The sequence below is a fragment of the Microbacterium petrolearium genome, from assembly GCF_054782875.1.
Window position 1 is genome coordinate 323,964 of sequence record NZ_BAAGRQ010000001.1, and the last position, 14,897, is coordinate 338,860.

Here is a 14,897-nt window from a genome sequence, read left to right on the forward strand (position 1 = left end):
GGAGCCCGCGTCCGACGCGGGAAGACGGGGCCACGGAGGTGTGCGTGAACCCGAAGAAGAACACCAACCGCCCGTCCCTGTCGCGCGCCGCGCGTGTCGCCACCGGCGGCCTCGCCGTCGCGGGCGCCGCGTTCGCCGGCGCCGTGCTGATGCCGACGGCCGCCAACGCGGCCGACGGCGCCACGTGGGACGCCCTCGCCCAGTGCGAGTCCGGCGGCAACTGGTCGATCAACACCGGCAACGGCTACTACGGCGGCCTGCAGTTCTCGATGTCGACCTGGCAGGCCAACGGCGGCAGCGGCAACCCCGCCGACGCCTCCCGCGAGGAGCAGATCCGCGTCGCGGAGAACGTGCTCGCGACCCAGGGCTGGGGTGCGTGGCCGTCGTGCTCGGCGCAGATCGGCGCCTCGGGCTCTGCGGAGCGGAGCCAGGCCGCGCCCGCTCCGGCGCCCGCCGAGGCTCCGGCCGCGACGCCCGCCGAGCAGCCCGCACAGCAGGCCGCGCCCGAGCCGGCCTACACGCTGCCCGACGTCGAGCCGTCCGACGAGACCTACACGGTCGAGGCGGGCGACACGCTGTTCGAGATCGCGCAGGAGCACGAGCTCGACAGCGGCTGGCTCGGCGTCTTCGCCGTCAACCAGGACACGATCGACAACCCCGACGTCATCACCGTCGGCCAGGAGCTCGTCCTCCCGACGTCCTGACGCCCCGCGCCCCGTGGGTGCCCGCCCCACCGGCGGCGCCCGCGGGGCGTTTCTCTGCCCCTGGCATCGCGATCGGCGACGCGCCACACTCGTGGCATGCGCGACGACGCCTGGGTCCTGCACGTCGACATGGACCAGTTCATCGCGGCAGTGGAGGTGCTCCGCCGCCCGGAGCTCGCCGGGCGCCCGGTCATCGTCGGCGGCCGGGGCGATCCCACCGAGCGCGCCGTCGTCTCCACCGCCTCGTACGAGGCCCGCGTCCACGGCATCGGATCGGGCATGCCGCTGAAGATCGCGGCACGCAAGGCGCCCGAGGATGCCGTGTTCCTTCCCGTCGACCGGGAGGCGTACGACGCCGCCTCGCACGAGGTCATGGCGGCGTTGCGCGCGCTGCCGGGCGTGGTGCTCGAGGTGCTCGGCTGGGACGAGTGCTTCCTGGGCGTGCGCACCGCCGATCCCGAGGGCGTGGCCCGCAGCGCCCAGGCGGCCGTGTGGGAGGCCACGCGCCTGCACTGCACAGTCGGGATCGGCGACAACAAGGTGCGCGCGAAGATCGCGACGGAGTTCGGCAAGCCGCGCGGCGTCTTCCGCCTCACCGCCGAGAACTGGTTCGAGGTGATGGGGGAGCGGCCCACCCGCGCGCTGTGGGGCGTGGGCTCGCGCGTAGAGAAGCGCCTCGCGGCGCTCGGGATCGGCACCGTGCGCGAGCTCGCCGACGCGGACCCCCCGCAGCTCGTGGCGGAGTTCGGGCCCAAGATGGGCGTCTGGTACCACGAGCTCGGGCGGGGCATCGGCCCGAGTGTCGTCGACGACTCACCCTGGATCGCGCGGGGCCACAGCCGCGAGACGACGTACCAGCGCAACCTCACCACGCCGGGGGAGGTGCGCGAGGCGGTGCGCCGACTGGCCGAGCAGGCCGCAGCCGACTGCGCCGAGGAGGGGCGCCCGGTGATCCGCGTGCACCTCAAGGTGCGGTACGCGCCCTTCGAGACCCGCACCATCGGGCGGAAGCTGCCGGCGCCGACGACGCGTGCGGAGAACGTGGTGTCGGCGGCGGTCGCCCTGTGCGACCGACTCGAGGACCGCGAGATCCGACTGCTCGGCGTCCGCGCCGAGATGGCCATGCCCGACGGCGGCGACCCCGCCGAGCGCACCCCGGTGCGCGGGCGCCTGTGACGCTAGCCGGCCAGGGATGGTCAGCGGATCATGCGCAGGGAGGCCAGTCCCGGCGTGCGAGAGTCGCTCTGCTCGGCGCCGTCGAAGACGAACCCGTTTCGGGTGTAGAAGGCGATCGCCCGCGGGTTCGCCTTCGCGACCCAGAGCATCGTGAGGGCGTCACCGAGGGTCGCGTCGAGCAGCGCCTGGCCGGCGCCCGTGCCGTGGTGGGCGGCACGCACGTAGATCGCGTACAGCTGCCGGTCGCGTGGGGGAGTGGCACCCTCGGCCTCGAGCGTGGTCGATCCATGCAGCCGCGCATCATCCCCGTTCGCCGGGGCCGGATCCAGCCGACCGGCTCGTGGCTGTACGTGTGGATGGACACGGCAGACGGCAGCGTCGCTCACGTCGGCGGCACCGGCTACGATCCCGAGCTGCGGGCGCACATGCACCTGACGAGTGGGGATCCGTCGCTCGGTCGCGTGAGGGCGACCGTCCCAGGATTCGAGGAACGCGACTTCGACGTGCTGGCGTTCGCGCTGCCCGCCGAATGCGCTCGCGAGGACGCGAAGCGCGCGCTTGTGAACCGGCTCGGGGGACTCGGGCTTGTCGACGCCGAGGCAGACACATCCGCAGAGCCACTGCCCGAGCTCATCGATGCCATCGCGAGGGCCGTGAGTGAACACGCCGCGGCGTGCCGCACGGCGTAGTGCCGCGCCCAGCGGGGGAGAAGGGGTTGCGGACGAGCATCACAGTGCGACGCTGGTCGTCATGATGACGACCAGCGTGGAGCACTGACGCATCGCACCCACAGCCGCCTGCTTCGCCGCGCTGTCCGCCGTCATGCTCTTCGCGTTGCTCTGCCGGGTCGTCGACGCCGTCAGCGTGCCCGCCGCAACTCGCAGCAGCCGAGCCGGGGGCGATAAGCCCGCGGCAACACCGCCGGGCCGGAGGTGTCGATAGTGGCTGGCGGGACGTCATTCGCACGACAGCGCCGTCACACGACCGCGGGCGGCGAGATGGAAAGCACAGCAATCGTGAGCGCGAGGACGAGGAGCGCACTCGCACCGAGGAGGATCCAGGTCCTGACTCGCCGCGCATGCGACCGATCATCACCACCGAGCCCGACGACTCCGCCCAGCGGGAGGGCGACCAACCACGTCAGCAGCGCGGCGAAGCCCATTGCGATACCGAGAGACCTCTCCGTGTCGTCGGCGTCGGAGTACTCGATCACGATCGGTCCCGGGCCGACCAGGCTGAAGCCGGAGAGGCCGAGCAGCAAGGCGCCATACAGACCGAGCAGCGTCGCCACCGTGACGATCAAGATGCTCCCAGCGCTCCGCATGCGCTCATTCTGTCTCGTCGACCCGCGATTCCCGCAGGCGGGGAAGCGCGTCGTGCTTCGAGCGCGTGCGAGATCGCTGCAGCGGCCGAGGTGATGTGCCGACGGATCTCGTCACGCGAACTGACATAATGTGCATTATCGGCTAAGAGGCGTTCCGGCGAGCGAGGCGCCTGTCAGCCGATGCCGAGCACGCGCAGGCCCGCCGACTGCGCGGCGCGCGCGAGCTCGGCGTCATAGGTGACCATCTCGTCGGCGCCCACGCGCAACGCGGTCGCCAGGTGCACGGCGTCGTTCGAGCGCAACGGCGCGTGCGTGCCCGCCGCGAGCAGATCGCCCCGCGTGACGTCGATCAGGTGCGTCGTGCCGAGCACGATGTTCACGGCGTCCAGCGAGACGACGCCGGGCCTGCGCCCGGCCGCGCAGTGCAGCTCCGCGTGAAGCAGCCACGAGGAAACCGCGCGCGCCGTCGGCCGCCACCGGCGCATGAACTCGGTGCCGTCCTCCTGCACGATCAGCTTCATCGCGGCCGAGGTGTCGAGGTACGAGATCGTCACCAGCGGCCCCGCGCGTCCTCGATGATCTCGCTCGTGGTGACATCCGCCGTCACGGGCACGATCGACAGGACTTCGGCGGCCGGGAGAGTCGGCGGACGCGCCCCGCCCGACGCATCCAGCTCGTCGAGGGTCGATCGCCGCACGGGCGTGATGTAGGCGGCGGGATGACCGTTGTTGGTCACCTGGAACTCCTCGCCCGCCTCGACCCGCCGCAGGATCTCCGCGCTGTTGTTGCGCATCTCCCGATGGCTGATCGTCTCCATGTGCGACACCGTAGCACGCGTGCGACGATCAGGCGCCCACATACTCCGCGAGGTGCTGGCCCGTGAGCGTCGAGCGGTCGGCGACGAGCTGGGCGGGCGTGCCCTCGAAGACGACGCGGCCGCCGTCGTGGCCGGCGCCCGGGCCCATGTCGATGATCCAGTCGGCGTGCGCCATGACGGCCTGGTGATGCTCGATCACGATCACCGACGTGCCGCCGTCGACGAGCCGGTCCAGCATCTCGAGCATCTTGGACACGTCGGCGAGGTGCAGGCCGGTCGTCGGCTCGTCGAGCACGTACACCTCCGCGCCCTCGCCCATCTGCACGGCCAGCTTCAGCCGCTGCCGCTCCCCTCCCGACAGCGTCGAGAGCGACTGCCCCAGGCTGACATAACTCAGACCGACGTCGCTCAGCCGCTGCAGGATCTTCGCGGCCGCCGGGATCCGCGCCTCTCCGGTCGAGAAGAAGTCAAGGGCCTCGCCGATCGGCAGGTCCAGCACGTCGGCGATGCTCTTGCCGCCCAGGGTGTACTCCAGCACCGAAGCCATGAACCGGCGGCCGCCGCAGTCCTCGCAGGGCGTGGTGACGCCCTGCATGAACCCGAACTCCGTCGTGATCGCGCCGTTGCCCTTGCACGTGGGGCACGCGCCCTCGCTGTTCGAGCTGAACAGCGCCGGCTTGACGCCGTTCGCCTTCGCGAACGCCTTGCGGATCGGCTCGAGCAGGCCGGTGTACGTGGCGGGGTTGCTGCGGCTCGAGCCCTTGATGGCGCTCTGGTCGACGAACACGACGCCCTCGCGCCCCGCGAGCTGCGCGTTCACAAGGGAACTCTTGCCGCTGCCGGCCACGCCCGTGATGTGCGGCTGCATGGCGTCGCGATCCTTCGACAGCATCGACTGCCGGATGCGCGGCACGAGCCCCAGATAGGTGATGTTGATGCCGTTGAGCTTGACCTTGGTCTCCTCGCGGTGGAGGAAGTCGTGCAGCTGCTCGGGGGTGAAGTCCCCCACCGGCACGTCGCCGGGGAAGAACCCCGACTCGCTGTACTGCCGCACCATCCAGCCGCCCGGCTTGTAGCCCGGCACGAGGATCGCGCCGTCGTCGAGCGACAGCGACGGGTCGTAGATGCGCGTCACGTCGAGGTCCGAGACGCGGCCGGTTCCCTCGCAGCCGGCGCACATGCCGCCGAGCATCGTGAAGTCGGCCCGCTCGCGCTTCGCGCCGCCCGTGCGCTCGACGAGGATCGCGCCCGACGCCTTCACCGAGGGCGTGTTGAACGAGTACGCGTTGGGCGGGCCGATCTGCGGATCGCCCAGCCGGCTGAACAGCACCCGCAGCATCGCATTCGCATCGCTCGCGGTGCCGACCGTGGAGCGGATGTTGGCGCCCAGTCGCTCCTGATCCACGACGATCGCGGTCGTGAGGCCGTCGAGCGAATCGACGTCGGGGCGCGCCAGCTGCGGCATGAAGCCCTGCACGAACGCGCTGTAGGTCTCGTTGATCATCCGCTGCGACTCGGCGGCGATCGTCTCGAAGGCCAGCGAGCTCTTGCCCGATCCCGACACGCCCGTGAACACCGTGAGGCGTCGCTTGGGCAGGTCGAGATCGACGCCCTTGAGGTTGTTCTCGCGCGCGCCGCGCACGCGGATGAGGTCGTGGGAATCGGCGGGGTGGACCGTCATGGTCGCAACGGTAGCGGAGGCCGCAGACACGCGCTGCAGGAGTCCGCGTCGGCCGGGCTCAGCGCAGCGCGGCGGTCGGGCTCGACGCCTCCGGCCACTTCGGCGGCGGCGGCGTCCAGTCGAGGAATCGGTCGATCAGCTCGTCGGGATCCGTCGCCACGATGAGGCGGTCGCGGAAGCCGTCGGCCACGAAGCCCTCCTCCACGAGGCGGTCGACGAGCGCGAGCGCCGGCTGCCAGAACCCCGCCACGTCGTACAGCGCGATCGGCTTCGCGTGGATGCCCAGCTGCAGCCACGTCCACGCCTCGAAGAACTCCTCGAGCGTGCCGATGCCGCCGGGCAGGGCGACGAAGCCGTCGGCGAGATCGGCCATCCGCATCTTGCGCGCGTGCATGTCGGGCACGACCTCGAACTCCGTGAGGTCGCGATGCGCGACCTCCTTGTTCAGCAGCGCCTCCGGCATGACGCCGATGACCTCGCCGCCGGCGTCGCGGGCCGCGGAGGCCACCGCGCCCATGAGGCCGACGTTGCCGCCGCCGTACACGACGCCGAGGCCGCGCTCCGCGATCCGCGTCCCGACGGCGCGCGCCGCCGCGAGGTACGCCTCTCCCCTGCCGGGTGACGATCCGGTGAAGACGGTGATGCGCTCGAGCGTGTGGGGCACCCGCCCAGCCTACGTTCTCCGAACGGGTGCGGAACGGGCGCGGCTGGTCCCCCGCGTATCGTGGAGCGGGTGAGCACGGGAGCGGATCGCAGTATGCCGGCAGCAGCATGACGGCCGTTCTCACCGGCTACGCCGTCGTCGGGTTCGCGATCCTCATCGGCTACGTCGTCGGGCGGCTCGGCATTCTCGGCACGCATGGCCGGTATGTGCTCAGCCGGCTCACCTTCTTCGTGCTGAGCCCCTTCCTGCTCTTCGTCGTGCTGGCGGAGTCCGACGTGGCGGTCCTGTTCTCGTCGCTGCTGCCCGTCTCGCTGCTGACCGCGCTGTCGATGTTCCTGCTCTACGCGCTCGTCGCCCGGTTCGTGCTGCGCCGATCGCTCGGTGCGACCGTGATCGGATCGCTCGGCGCCGGGTACGTGAACGGCAACAACATCGGCCTGCCGATCGCGACGTACCTGCTCGGCAGCGGCGCGTACTCCGCACCGATCATCCTCGTCCAGCTGCTGCTGTTCACGCCGGTGGTGCTCGCGATCCTCGATGCGATCTCGTCGGGCACGACGGAGGTCCGCCTCATCCTGCGCCGGACCGCGCGCAACCCGATGATCCTCGGCGCACTCCTGGGCACGCTCGTCGCGTTCACGGCCGTGGAGCTGCCACCCATGGTGATGGATCCGGCGCGGCTCATCGCCGGTGCCGGCATCCCCGTGCTGCTCATCAGCTTCGGGATGTCGCTGCACGGCAGCAGGGTGCTCACCACCCGAGGCACCCGCGCGGACGTGCTCGTCGCGACCGGCATGAAGCTCCTTCTCATGCCGATCGCGGCATGGGTCCTGGCGCGCTTCGCATTCGGCATGGACGGGCACGATCTTCTCGCCGTGGTGCTCATGGCGGCGCTGCCGAGCGCGCAGAACGTCTTCAACTACGCCCAGCGGTACGACGTGGGCGAGACGATCGCCCGCGACACCGTGCTCCTGACCACGATCGGCTGCATCCCCGTCATCCTCGGGGTAGTCCTGCTGCTCGGCTGACGCGTCAGCACGCGACGAGCTCGGGCTCCGGCTCGGCCTGCGCCGCCGCGCGCCGCTCGCGCCGCGCGCGGCGCCACTCGAGGACGCGGTCCACGACGAGGCCCATCACGATCGCGAACACGATGCCAATGGCGGCGCCGATCAGCGGGTCGTCCTCGAACCAGCTGCCCGCCACGGCGCCGATCGCCACGGAGTAGGCGGCCCAGCTCGCCGCCGCCAGCCCCGCGAGCCCGACGAAGCGCGGCACGGGGTACCGCGTGGCGCCCGCGGTGAGGTTCACGGCGACGCGGCCGACCGGGATGTAGCGGGCGACGAGGATGAGCGCGGCGCCGCGGCGGCTCAGCCCCCGGCGCGCCCAGCCGATCGTGCGCTGCGCGCGCGGACCGCGCATCCAGCGGAACCGCTCGGTGCCGATCGCCCGGCCCAGCCAGTACGTCGCGTTGTCACCCGCGAACGCGCCGAGAGCGGCGCTCGCCCCGAGCAGCAGGAGGTTCGGCTCGCCGGTCGCCGCCGCCACGGCCGCGGCGCCGACGACGATCGTCTCGCTCGGCATGGGCGGGAAGAAGCCGTCGATCGCCGCCATCGCGAATGCCACGGCATAGATCCATGGCGAGGCGATCGTGTCGAGCAGGGCTTGCAGGATGAGGTCCACGGGGCTCCTTCACTTGCGTTCGACGCTACGGACGGGCACGGCGCTCGCGCGTCAGCCCCTGGTCGGATCCGCGTCCGCCGCGGGGATGATCCCAGCGTGCGGCGTGGCCGGCCGATGCGTAATGAGGCCTGCGCCCCGCCCGCGGCGGGGGTTCTCCCCCGGTGCCGCGGCGAATCGCAGCGCGAGCGCCATCAGGGCGGCGCTGAGGCCGGCGACGACCCAGCTCAGTCCGAGGACGAAGACGGCCGCGACCGCGGCCACGCCCAAGACGGCGGCCACTGCGCCGCGCGCGCCGCCGGCGACCGGGCGCGTCTTCGCGTGCGGGAGCCGGCCGGCCCCCGCCACGACGGCCGCGACAGCCACGCCGGCGATGACGAGCCACGCCGGCCGCGTCGCCCACCATTCGGGCGAGCCGAGCTCGGGCAGCGGCAGGGCGCCCGCCAGGCTCAGCGCGACGCCGACGCCGGCGAGGCCGATGAGCACGGGCATGTGCCACAGGTAGATCGTCATCGACCGCTCGCCGATCGCGTCGGCGATCGCGGCGATCGGGCGCACCCGCGCGATGCGGCGCAGCGCGGGCTGGGCGAGCGAGAACAGCGCGAGCTGCACCGTGCCGAGCAGCACCAGCGCGAGCGTGGGCGGGTTCAGGTTCACGTACATGTCGGGCGAGTACGGCCCGACCGTGGTCAGCAGCAGGAGCAGGGCGAGCACCCCCGTCGCGATCCCCAGCCGCGCATCGCGCGAGAGCGCCTCGAGTCGGCCGTCGGCCAGCAGGAAGCCGAGCTGCTGCACGAGCAGCCACACCGCCGCGAGCCCCAGGAACCCGATCCCCTCGATGCCTGTGGCCAGGCGCGCGACGTCGATCGCGATCACCGCGACGAGCGGGCCGGCGACGCCCCAGACCGGGCGCCGCTCGTGCAGGGCGGCCATGGCGGGCACGAGCGCCTGCACGAGCACGAAGACGCCGAGGAACCACAGCGGCTGCGACATGCGGAAGCCCGCGGTCGCGACGATGTCGGCCGGCACGCCGGCGATCGTCAGCGCCAGCAGGCCGGCGCCCATGACGAGCATGACCGTGAGGGCGGGGCCGATCAGCCGCTGCACCCGCCCCGCGGCGAACGCGCCCGCGCTCGTGCCCCTGGCCCTCGCGCGGCGCCAGGCGCCGAGGCCCGTCGCGCCGCCCGCGAGGAAGAACAGCGGCATCATCTGGACGAACCAGCTCACGGGCGCGAACCAGGCGGTCTCGAGGGCGTTGGCGAACACCGGCGCGCCGTCCACGACGGTGACGCCGACCATCATGGCGTGCAGCAGCACGACGAGCACGGTGCAGCCCGCGCGCAGCAGGTCGAGGCTGCGGTCGCGCCCGTCCGGCGCGGTGGCGGCGATGCCCGCGGCGCGCAGCGGTGCGGATGCGGGTGCGGGTGCGGGTGCGACGACGGTCATCGGTCCTCCTCGGATGGGTACCGGGAGAACGTACGAACCGGTCGGCGGGCCGCGGATCACCCCGCGGGGTGAATCCGCGCGGCCCGCTCCCCCACCACGGGGTGAGGCCGTCAGCCGGGCTGCACGAGGCCCGCGTCGTACGCGGTGATCACGAGCTGCACGCGGTCGCGTGCCGCGAGCTTCTGCAGCAGCTTGCCCACGTGCGTCTTGACCGTCTGCTCGCCGATGTAGAGCTCGGCGGCGATCTCGCCGTTCGACAGCCCGCGCCCGATCAGCACGAGCACCTCGCGCTCGCGCTCGGTGAGCCCGTTCAGGCGCAGCGCGGACCGCGTGGGCGCGGCCGGCTGCGCGGCGAAGCGCTCGATGAAACGGCGCGTCACGCTCGGTGCGAGCAGCGCCTCGCCCGCCGCCACGACGCGCACGGCGTTCGCGAGCTCGTCCGGCAGGGCGTCCTTGAGCAGGAAGCCGCTGGCGCCGGCCCGCAGCGCGTCGAAGACGTACTCGTCCACGTCGAAGGTGGTGAGCATGAGGATCCGCGGCACGTGCGGCAGCGGGTGCGCCGGCTGCAGGATGCGCCTGGTCGCCTCGATCCCGTCGCGCTCGGGCATGCGCACGTCCATGAGGATCACATCGGGGCGCAGCTCGCGCGCGAGGCGCTCGGCCTCGATGCCGTCGCCTGCCTGCCCGATCACGCGGATGCCGTCCTGCGCGTCGAGGAGCGCGGCGAAGCCGGCCCTCACCATGGCCTGATCGTCGGCGACGAGCACCGTGATGCGGTCGGTCACGAGGCCTCCTGCGGCGTGATCGGAAGGGCGGCCGCCACGCGGAACCCGCCGGCCGCCGTCGGGCCCGCGTGCAGCGAGCCCCCGAGCAGCGCCGCGCGCTCGCGCATGCCGACGAGACCGTGCCCGTCGCCCGAGCGGGAGGCCGCCTCGCCGTCCGCGCGCGCGTTGGCCACCTCGATGAGCACGGCGCCGTCGTGTCCCGAGACGGCGACGTCGATGGCCGCGCCCGGCGCGTGCCGCACCGCGTTGCTGATGGCCTCCTGCACGATCCGGTACGCCGCGATGCCGGTGCCGCGCGAGACCGGATCGGCCACGCTTAGCTGCAGGCGCACCTCCGCGCCCGCCCGCTCGGTCTCGGCGACGAGCGCCGGGATGTCGTCGAGCGTGGGCTGCGGCGCGAGCTCGGCCGCGTCCTCGCCGCGCAGCGCGCCGAGCAGGTGCCGCATCTCCCCCAGTGACGTGCGCGCGGAGCGGGCGATATCGTCGAACTCGGCGGCGGCCGCCTCCGGCAGGCCCGGCAGCCGGTAGCGCGCCGATGTCGCCTGCACCTGGATGAGCGAGAGTCCGTGCGCGACGACGTCGTGCAGCTCGCGCGCGATGCGCTGACGCTCCTCGGCCACGAGCCGACGCTCGTGCTCCGTGGCGCTCACCTCGCGCTCGCGGGCCAACTGTCCGGCGACCCGGATGCGCTCGTGGAGCAGCGAGCCCACCGCCAGGCCGCCGGCCCCGAGCGACAGCGCCACGATCGTGCTCGCGAGCGTCTGCGGCGCGTCGTCGAAGAAGGCGGGCGCCGACACCGCGACGGCCGGCACGGCGTAGGCGGCCGTGCCCAGGCGCCACCCGTGCACGGTCGCGACGATGCCGACGAGCAGCGCGAACGCGATGATCGCCGTGACCGCCCACGGCCAGGGCGCCGCGGGCGGGGCCGGCGCCAGCCGCAGCGCGAGCCCCGAGCCGGCGAAGGCCGCGATCGACCACGCCGGCCAGCGCGCCGCCCCGACGAGGGCGGCGCCCTGGACCGCCGCCAGCAGCAGCGCCCACGGCACGGGCACCGCGTAGAACGTGGCCTCGACGGGCGCCGCGACCGAGACGAGCACCACGGCCACCGCCGCGACGCACGCGTACCAGACCAGGCGCGAGCGCGGCGTCCAGCGCGGTGCCGCCTCAGCGGTGCGCGGCCGCGACAGGGACTGCGGGGAGGTCATCCGGCAATCCTGTCACGCACGATTCCGGCGGGGATCCCTCCGCGGAGGGATCCGGGTGGTCACTCCGCGACGAAGCTCGAGGTGTCGCCGAGCAGGAGCTCGTTCCGCTCGGGAACGGGCGCGACGGCCGCCTTGGCCACCTCGGCGGCGAACTCCGAGACGTTGTAGAGCTTGCCGGCGTCCTCGCGGCGCGACGCGATCGCGCCCGGGTTCGCGCGCTCCAGCAGCGTCGCCGTGATCGTGCCCTCGATCATGTCGCCCGAGACCACCACGAAGCCGATGCCGGCCTCCTCGAGCGCGGGGATCCGCTCGCGCAGCGCGTCCTCGCCCGCGCGCTTCGACAGCGCGACCTGCTCGTACTCGGGCATGGTCGGCGTCGTGCGGATGAAGTGGGCCTGGTGGCTCGTGACGAACACGACGCGCCCGCCCTCGCCCATGAGCGGCAGCGCCGCCTCGAGCGCGCCGACCTGCGCGTCGCGGTTGAGGCGGAGCGCGTAGTCCTCCCCCATGCCCGACTCCATGCCACCCGAGGCATTGAGCACGAGGATGTCGAGCGCGCCGAACTCCGCGCGCACGGCGTCGAACATGGCGGCCACCGAGGTCGGGTCCGTGAGGTCGGCGCCGACCACGAGCGCCTTCACGCCGAGCTCGCGCACCTCGGCGGCCAGCTTCTCGGCACGGGGTGCCTTGTTGCGGAAGTTGATGACGACGTTCGCCCCCGCCTGGGCGAAGTACCGGATCGTGTCGGCGCCGATGCCACGGGAAGACCCGGTGACGATGGCGGTCTTGCCGGCGAGGGATCCGGGGGCGAGGGGCTGCGACACGGGTGAACTCCTGCGTGAGACGACGGAGCCGGACGGAACGGACCGGCCGTCCCGAGACTAGCAACGACGCCCCGGCGGGACCCGGAGCCTTCGCCCAACGGATCGCCGGATTCGTTGTCCGCCATCGTCATGTGCAGTTCTGCCCATGCGGCGCGTCACCGCGACACGCCGGAGTCGATAGGGTGGCCGCAGGGAGGGCACACACATGGATATCGCCGACTACGCCTGGATCGGCTGGCTCGCGGTGATCGCGATCGTGCTCGTCATCGAGATGCTCTCGGGCGAGTTCACGTTCCTGATGATCGCGATCGGCGGCGCCGTGGGGCTCACCGCCTCGCTGCTGGGCGCACCGATCTGGCTGCAGATCATCATCGCCGCGGTCGCGGCCGTCGCGCTGCTGCTGTTCCTGCGGCCGCCCCTGCTGCGGCGGCTGCGCCGCCCGCACGACCCCATGAAGTTCAACGTCGATGCCCTGTTCGGCATGGCGGGCACGGTGCAGCAGCCCGTCACGCCCATCGCCGGCGTCGTGAAGCTCGCCGACGGGCAGACGTGGTCGGCCCGCACGACCTCGGCCATCGAGATCCCCGCGGGCGCCGTGGTCTACGTGCAGTCCGTCAAGGGTGCGCTCGTGTACGTGGCCGACCGCCCGTCCGCCGCCCAGCCGACGCACTGATCCCACCCGGCCGAGAGAGAGAAACCCCCATGGACAACGTCATCCTCTGGGTGCTCGTGATCGCGATCGTCGTGTTCGCGCTCGTCACCCTCCTGCGCGCCATCACCATCGTCCGCCAGAGCGACGCCGTCATCATCGAACGGCTCGGCAAGTACAACCGCACGCTGTTCGGCGGCCCCCACCTCATCGTCCCGTTCATCGACCGGCCGCGCCTGCGCGTCGACCTGCGCGAGCAGGTCGTCTCGTTCCCGCCGCAGGGCGTGATCACCGAGGACAACCTCACGGTCGCCGTCGACACCGTCGTGTACTTCACGGTGACCGACCCGCGCGCGGCCACGTACGAGATCGCCAACTACCTCGGCGCCGTCGAGCAGCTCACGATCACCACGCTGCGAAACGTGGTCGGCTCGCTGAACCTCGAGGAGGCGCTCGTCAGCCGCGACGTCATCAACGCCAAGCTCATGACCGAGCTCGACGAGGCCACGGGCCGCTGGGGCATCAAGGTGAACCGCGTCGAGCTGAAGGCGATCGATCCGCCCGCCTCGCTGCAGGACGCCATGGAGAAGCAGATGCGCGCCGAGCGCGACCGCCGCGCGGCGATCCTCACCGCCGAGGGTCACAAGCAGTCGCAGATCCTCGTCGCCGAGGGATCCCGTCAGTCGGAGATCCTCAAGGCCGAGGGTGACAAGCAGGCGCAGGTGCTGCGGGCCCAGGGCGAGTCCGAGGCCATCCAGACCGTGTTCAGCGCCATCCACGCCGGCGCCCCGGACGACAAGCTGCTCGCCTACCAGTACCTGCAGATGCTGCCGAAGATCGCCGAGGGCGAGGCCAGCAAGCTCTGGATCATCCCGAGCGAGCTGACCGAGGCCCTCAAGGGCATCGCGGGCGGCTTCGCCGGCGGTGCGGTGCCCGGCGCCCCGCGTCCGCCCCGCCCCGCCCCCTCGCGCACGTCCGATCCGGACGTCAGCGACGCGCTCAAGGCCGCACAGGAGGCGATGAAGGCCGCGGAGGAGGTCTCGTCCGAGGCCGAGGCATCGGCGTCGCAGGTGGGCGGATCGTCCGCCTCGTCGCTGCCGCCGCGCCCGACGGTCGACGCCGCGGAGGCCGCGCGCCGCTCCGGCGACCAGGCAGAGTGACGCACCCCTACTTTGCGCACGGCACGAGGCCCCGGGTGCTCGCGCACCAGGGCCTCGTGCCGCGCGACTCCCCGGAGATCGCGCCCAACACCCTCGCGGCGTTCGCGGCGGCGCATGCGGCGGGGGTCGCATACATCGAGACCGACTGCCACCTCACGGCCGACGGCGAGGTGGTGCTCTTCCACGACGACACGCTCGAGTCGGTCGCGGGCGACCCGCGGCGCGTCGACGCCGTGACGCTGGCCGAGTTCGAGGCCCTGCTCGCCGATCGCGGCGGCGCGGTCACGCTCGCACAGGCCCTCGACACGTTCCCGGACGTCCGCTTCAACGTGGATGTGAAGGCCGCGGCCGCCGCGGCACCGGCCGGGCGGATCGCCGCGACCGCACCGGATCGCGTGCTGCTCACGAGCTTCTCCGACGCCCGCCGCCGCGCCGCGCTCGCGGCGGCTGCACCCGAGCGCCCCGCCGCCTCGGCCGGGCGCGGCACGATCGTCCGCTTCCTGCTGGGCGTCACGCTGCGCCTGCGCCCCCTCGCCCTGCGGGCCCTGCACGGCATCGACGCGCTGCAGGTGCCGGAGCGACAGGGGCCGATCCGCGTCGTCACGTCGCGCTTCATCGCGCTCGCGCACGAGGCCGGATGCGAGGTGCACGTGTGGACCGTGAACGACGTCGCCGACATGCGCCGGCTCGTCGCGATGGGCGTGGACGGCATCGTGACCGACCGCGCCGACGACGCGCTCGCGGCGCTGGCGTAGCACGCCCCCGGCGCGCCGCCGCCAGGCACT

Annotated in this window: 18 protein-coding genes; 7 read left to right on the top strand and 11 right to left on the bottom strand. The window is 72.6% G+C overall.

From position 1 onward, the window contains the following. The first annotated feature begins 44 nt into the window (after window positions 1-44). A complete protein-coding gene (locus ACYVJ0_RS01550) occupies window positions 45-704 on the top strand; it encodes a transglycosylase family protein (RefSeq protein ID WP_460815532.1) in 660 nt (219 codons plus the stop codon). 96 nt (window positions 705-800) lie between these two features. After that, window positions 801-1,880 (top strand): DNA polymerase IV, encoded by a 1,080-nt coding sequence (locus ACYVJ0_RS01555; RefSeq protein WP_460815533.1) that lies wholly within the window; start codon window positions 801-803, stop codon window positions 1,878-1,880. A 20-nt stretch (window positions 1,881-1,900) separates the two neighbouring features. Here ACYVJ0_RS01555 and ACYVJ0_RS01560 read toward each other — a convergent pair whose 3' ends face one another. Continuing rightward, a complete protein-coding gene (locus tag ACYVJ0_RS01560; RefSeq protein WP_460815534.1) occupies window positions 1,901-2,266 on the bottom strand; it encodes a GNAT family N-acetyltransferase in 366 nt (121 codons plus the stop codon). Between ACYVJ0_RS01560 and ACYVJ0_RS01565 the strand changes: the two genes are divergently transcribed. Then, window positions 2,168-2,569, top strand: coding sequence for a hypothetical protein (locus ACYVJ0_RS01565; RefSeq protein WP_460815633.1), 402 nt, complete (start codon window positions 2,168-2,170; stop codon window positions 2,567-2,569). The genes ACYVJ0_RS01560 and ACYVJ0_RS01565 overlap by 99 nt on opposite strands. 287 nt (window positions 2,570-2,856) lie before the next feature. Here ACYVJ0_RS01565 and ACYVJ0_RS01570 read toward each other — a convergent pair whose 3' ends face one another. The 5 genes from ACYVJ0_RS01570 to ACYVJ0_RS01590 all read right to left on the bottom strand — a co-directional run bounded on the left by ACYVJ0_RS01570 (window position 2,857) and on the right by ACYVJ0_RS01590 (window position 6,366). Continuing rightward, window positions 2,857-3,183 (bottom strand): hypothetical protein, encoded by a 327-nt coding sequence (locus ACYVJ0_RS01570; RefSeq protein ID WP_460815536.1) that lies wholly within the window; start codon window positions 3,181-3,183, stop codon window positions 2,857-2,859. Between the two features lie 194 nt (window positions 3,184-3,377). Further along, window positions 3,378-3,758 carry a type II toxin-antitoxin system VapC family toxin gene (locus tag ACYVJ0_RS01575; RefSeq protein WP_460815538.1) on the bottom strand — a complete coding sequence of 127 codons (381 nt, stop codon included), beginning with the start codon at window positions 3,756-3,758 and terminating at the stop codon, window positions 3,378-3,380. Then, window positions 3,755-4,021: a type II toxin-antitoxin system Phd/YefM family antitoxin gene (locus ACYVJ0_RS01580; protein WP_460815540.1), complete on the bottom strand. Its 267-nt coding sequence runs from the start codon at window positions 4,019-4,021 to the stop codon at window positions 3,755-3,757. The genes ACYVJ0_RS01575 and ACYVJ0_RS01580 overlap by 4 nt, the downstream gene beginning before the upstream one ends. 28 nt (window positions 4,022-4,049) lie before the next feature. Further along, window positions 4,050-5,702: an ATP-binding cassette domain-containing protein gene (locus ACYVJ0_RS01585; protein ID WP_460815541.1), complete on the bottom strand. Its 1,653-nt coding sequence runs from the start codon at window positions 5,700-5,702 to the stop codon at window positions 4,050-4,052. 58 nt (window positions 5,703-5,760) lie between these two features. Continuing rightward, entirely contained in the window at window positions 5,761-6,366 is a 606-nt protein-coding gene (locus tag ACYVJ0_RS01590) for an LOG family protein (protein ID WP_449854956.1), read from the bottom strand. 107 nt (window positions 6,367-6,473) lie between these two features. Here ACYVJ0_RS01590 and ACYVJ0_RS01595 point away from each other — a divergent pair, with 107 nt between their 5' ends. Then, window positions 6,474-7,394 carry an AEC family transporter gene (locus tag ACYVJ0_RS01595; protein ID WP_460815543.1) on the top strand — a complete coding sequence of 307 codons (921 nt, stop codon included), beginning with the start codon at window positions 6,474-6,476 and terminating at the stop codon, window positions 7,392-7,394. A gap of 4 nt (window positions 7,395-7,398) precedes the next feature. On the opposite strand, the gene ACYVJ0_RS01600 is transcribed toward ACYVJ0_RS01595, so the two are convergent. The 5 genes from ACYVJ0_RS01600 to ACYVJ0_RS01620 all read right to left on the bottom strand — a co-directional run bounded on the left by ACYVJ0_RS01600 (window position 7,399) and on the right by ACYVJ0_RS01620 (window position 12,303). Then, entirely contained in the window at window positions 7,399-8,046 is a 648-nt protein-coding gene (locus ACYVJ0_RS01600) for a DedA family protein (RefSeq protein WP_460815545.1), read from the bottom strand. Window positions 8,047-8,097: 51 nt separating this feature from the next. Next, the gene (locus ACYVJ0_RS01605) at window positions 8,098-9,489 is read right to left on the bottom strand and encodes an acyltransferase family protein (RefSeq protein ID WP_460815546.1); all 1,392 of its coding nucleotides are present in this window, start codon (window positions 9,487-9,489) and stop codon (window positions 8,098-8,100) included. A gap of 110 nt (window positions 9,490-9,599) precedes the next feature. Further along, the gene (locus ACYVJ0_RS01610) at window positions 9,600-10,274 is read right to left on the bottom strand and encodes a response regulator (protein WP_460815548.1); all 675 of its coding nucleotides are present in this window, start codon (window positions 10,272-10,274) and stop codon (window positions 9,600-9,602) included. Then, window positions 10,271-11,479, bottom strand: coding sequence for a sensor histidine kinase (locus ACYVJ0_RS01615; protein ID WP_460815550.1), 1,209 nt, complete (start codon window positions 11,477-11,479; stop codon window positions 10,271-10,273). Before ACYVJ0_RS01615 ends, ACYVJ0_RS01610 begins: the two co-directional genes overlap by 4 nt. A gap of 59 nt (window positions 11,480-11,538) precedes the next feature. Beyond that, window positions 11,539-12,303, bottom strand: coding sequence for an SDR family oxidoreductase (locus tag ACYVJ0_RS01620; protein WP_460815552.1), 765 nt, complete (start codon window positions 12,301-12,303; stop codon window positions 11,539-11,541). Between the two features lie 205 nt (window positions 12,304-12,508). Between ACYVJ0_RS01620 and ACYVJ0_RS01625 the strand changes: the two genes are divergently transcribed. From ACYVJ0_RS01625 to ACYVJ0_RS01635, 3 genes are read left to right on the top strand one after another with little or no spacing between them, the layout of a single operon-like run. Further along, entirely contained in the window at window positions 12,509-12,976 is a 468-nt protein-coding gene (locus ACYVJ0_RS01625) for an NfeD family protein (RefSeq protein ID WP_460815554.1), read from the top strand. A gap of 29 nt (window positions 12,977-13,005) precedes the next feature. Continuing rightward, window positions 13,006-14,112: an SPFH domain-containing protein gene (locus ACYVJ0_RS01630; protein ID WP_449854964.1), complete on the top strand. Its 1,107-nt coding sequence runs from the start codon at window positions 13,006-13,008 to the stop codon at window positions 14,110-14,112. Next, window positions 14,109-14,867 carry a glycerophosphodiester phosphodiesterase family protein gene (locus ACYVJ0_RS01635; protein ID WP_460815556.1) on the top strand — a complete coding sequence of 253 codons (759 nt, stop codon included), beginning with the start codon at window positions 14,109-14,111 and terminating at the stop codon, window positions 14,865-14,867. The genes ACYVJ0_RS01630 and ACYVJ0_RS01635 overlap by 4 nt, the downstream gene beginning before the upstream one ends. The last annotated feature ends 30 nt before the right edge of the window (window positions 14,868-14,897 follow it).

Excerpts from the sequence above, each read along its gene's own strand:
- ACYVJ0_RS01615 (WP_460815550.1), bottom strand. The coding sequence starts at position 11,479 with ATGACCTCCCCGCAGTCCCTGTCGCGGCCGCGCACCGCTGAGGCGGCA.
- ACYVJ0_RS01585 (WP_460815541.1), bottom strand. The coding sequence starts at position 5,702 with ATGACGGTCCACCCCGCCGATTCCCACGACCTCATCCGCGTGCGCGGC.
- ACYVJ0_RS01555 (WP_460815533.1), top strand. The coding sequence starts at position 801 with ATGCGCGACGACGCCTGGGTCCTGCACGTCGACATGGACCAGTTCATC.
- ACYVJ0_RS01605 (WP_460815546.1), bottom strand. The coding sequence starts at position 9,489 with ATGACCGTCGTCGCACCCGCACCCGCACCCGCATCCGCACCGCTGCGC.
- ACYVJ0_RS01595 (WP_460815543.1), top strand. The coding sequence starts at position 6,474 with ATGACGGCCGTTCTCACCGGCTACGCCGTCGTCGGGTTCGCGATCCTC.
- ACYVJ0_RS01565 (WP_460815633.1), top strand. The coding sequence starts at position 2,168 with ATGCAGCCGCGCATCATCCCCGTTCGCCGGGGCCGGATCCAGCCGACC.
- ACYVJ0_RS01630 (WP_449854964.1), top strand. The coding sequence starts at position 13,006 with ATGGACAACGTCATCCTCTGGGTGCTCGTGATCGCGATCGTCGTGTTC.
- ACYVJ0_RS01625 (WP_460815554.1), top strand. The coding sequence starts at position 12,509 with ATGGATATCGCCGACTACGCCTGGATCGGCTGGCTCGCGGTGATCGCG.
- ACYVJ0_RS01580 (WP_460815540.1), bottom strand. The coding sequence starts at position 4,021 with ATGGAGACGATCAGCCATCGGGAGATGCGCAACAACAGCGCGGAGATC.